The sequence below is a fragment of the Candidatus Marinimicrobia bacterium CG08_land_8_20_14_0_20_45_22 genome (assembly GCA_002774355.1).
Lineage (GTDB): Bacteria > Fidelibacterota > UBA2242 > UBA2242 > UBA2242 > 0-14-0-20-45-22.
In genome coordinates, this window is sequence record PEYN01000075.1 from 1 (window position 1) to 2,881 (window position 2,881).

General features: G+C 42.8%; 2 protein-coding genes. Both read left to right on the forward strand.

The genetic code is table 11. From position 1 onward, the window contains the following. On the forward strand, nt 1-1,885 hold a 1,885-nt coding region (locus COT43_04850; GenBank protein ID PIS29080.1), incomplete at its 5' end, for a hypothetical protein. A gap of 32 nt (nt 1,886-1,917) precedes the next feature. Further along, on the forward strand, nt 1,918-2,881 hold a 964-nt coding region (locus tag COT43_04855), incomplete at its 3' end, for a hypothetical protein (protein PIS29081.1).

Genomic DNA, 2,881 nt, shown 5'->3' on the forward strand with positions numbered 1-2,881 from the left:
CTCTCAACAGAGGGAAAAGATTTTCTACCCCAACTATTTTTGCAGTACTGACATTTCCAACCGTACCTATTCATTGAAGATTACGCATTTAATGTCACAAAAGACCTTTTATGATGGGATAGTGGAAGTGGCTTCGACAAAGTACGATACTTATCCGGCAGAAAAACGCGACCGCACGAAAGTTTACGACATTATTCCGGGCGACGGCGTCTATTTGGTTGATGAAGCGCCATGGGGATTTGAAACGCTTCTGGCTTCGAAAAGTATCGACGGATTTATGATGGGCGCCAAGAGCAACGCACGTGATTCCACCAAAACCTCGAGAATTAAAGTAAAGTGGGATTTAACTTCTCAAATTAATACAAACCATCAACTAAAAACCGGTTTCCAAGTTGATTTCTATAATTATAAGATGAATTATGGTGGTATTAATCCTGACCTTCCGACCGGAAGACCGTGGACGAAATGGGAGAGAAGTCCTTATCAACTTGGAGTTTACGGAATGGATAAACTCGAATATGAAGGTTGGAATGCAACGCTCGGTTTACGTGTAGAATATTTCAATCCGAATTGCGAATGGTACGATGTTTCTGCCTATGACAGAGTTTTATTCACATCGAAATATGCTACCGGCGATTACAAACTCAAAAAAGCCGAAAGTTTGTTGACATTCCTGCCACGTCTGGGAATTTCTCACCCGATTACAGTGAATTCGAAACTCTATTTCAATTACGGGCACATGCGGCAGAGATTTTCGCCCGGGCAACTTTTCGGCGTGACAAGAATTACTGGAGGTCAGGTTTCCTCATTTGGAAATCCGGAATTGCCGATGGAAAAGACGATTGAGTACGAATTAGGTTACGATCATGCGTTATTCGATCAGTATCTGTTTCATGCCGCGGCTTATTATAAGGATAAATCCGATCAGGCAAGTTCCATATCTTATGTAAGTGCTGACAATACTGTCGATTATAATCAGTATGCCAACATCTTTTATCAGGATGTGCGCGGGTTGGAAATCGAACTACGGAAACGTGTCGGAAGTTGGATGACAGGATTTTTAAACTATACCTACGCGGTCTATACGTCAGGCCGTTTTGGCATCGCTCAGCGATATGAGAATCCATCCGAACAGAAGAAATACGAGCTCAATGTATCGACTCAGGCACAGTATAAACCGATTCCGCAACCGCAGGCAAAGTTCAATCTTTCGTTCCACACACCGATGAAGTTTGGACCTGCAATTGGTAAACAACATGTTCTTGGCGGTTGGGATATGACTTTTACCGGCAGTTGGACGGCTGGTTCTTATGTAACGTACGGAAACGTTATCGGTGTGACATATAACATCCGTTGGAGAGATTCCAAAAACGTCGATATGAAAATTGCCAAGACTTTTGACTTTGGTCCATTGGATGTGACGGTTTTAACTGAGGTGTTTAATGTGCTGAATCTCAAGAGACTTTCATTGACGTCGCTTGGTGATATAAATCTGACGCCAGCCATTTATACAAAATATACTGAGTCGCTCCAATTCCCGAAGAAAGTATACGACGAATTGGGTGATAAACATCTATCTGGAAGTGACAAATTAGGCGATTATAGGCCGTCGAACGTAAAATATCAGGAAATGGATTACATCTATACAACAACGAATTTTAGTAATGCCAATCCACTGGTTATCTATTATGTAGAAGATCAAGGTAAATATTTCCAGTTAGATAAAGCCTTAAGCGAAGGTGGCGTATGGCAGGAAGTCTCTAAGAGCCGAATTAAGAAGATCAAAGATGACAAAGCATATATTTTCAATCCCTGTAACGAGTCGTTCATGTTCTTCAATCCCCGAGACGTTTTCTTCGGCGTCCGCATTTCATATGAATTATAGTAATGTACAAATTTGATACAAAAGGAATGACTATGAGAAAAACGACAAACGAACTTCATATCATTTCCGCAATCTTCTGCGTCGGTCTGGTTTCTCTGACCTTGTGGGTCAATCCGACTTTTGGCGCAGAGGCGAAGTGGATTAAGGTCAGCAATATTCACAACTTCTTTCAATCTTACGGATGCGAACCTGAAGAAGCTTTCATTCTGGAACAGCAGGCAGGCATGCGTTGGCCTGCATTTTATGCAATTCAGGATTGTCAGGCGGCAAGAGGCATGTGGATCGGATTAACGAACTTCACTGATGTTGTTGCCAATAATAAAGTATATACGCATAAAGTCGTCCACTGCGGACCACGTCCCCGTACGGAAATCGAACAGAATGAATTCATGCCGGTCACTTTCAAATTAGTTGGCAGAATCGCTCATTCGGACGTGTATGTGGATGGCGAACCGGCGACTCCATTGGTTTATGACGATATCGTCGAGGAATACGATCCAACCATGAGCGCCGACCGTATGTTATACAACGTTGTCAATACCGAAGTCGGTATTACCTTCACACGAAAGACATACGCATTCAGCCAGCAGTATAACGACAATTACTTTATCTACGATTTTACTTTTAAAAACACCGGCATTTGCAGTAAAGCCGATGCGAATGGCGCCGTTGCCACCCACTCAAATACGTTGGATGGGGTTTATTTTCATTGGCAGTATAGAAATGCCGTCGCCAAAGAAGGAAACGTAGAAGGTTCTGTGATTAATTATCAAGGAAATCCCGGATGGGGAACGCCGCGTAGTATGCGGTGGGGTATCCATACGATGAATCATGTGATTGGAACTGATCCGAACAATCCGTACATGAGCGGTAAACTCTATACTGATGTAACCACAATAGGGGGCGATTGGTTAGATGATGATGGGAACGTGATTCGAGCGTTCTATTCATGGGGCGGTAGACATTCGGAAGTTTCCTATGACAATATTGGTTCTC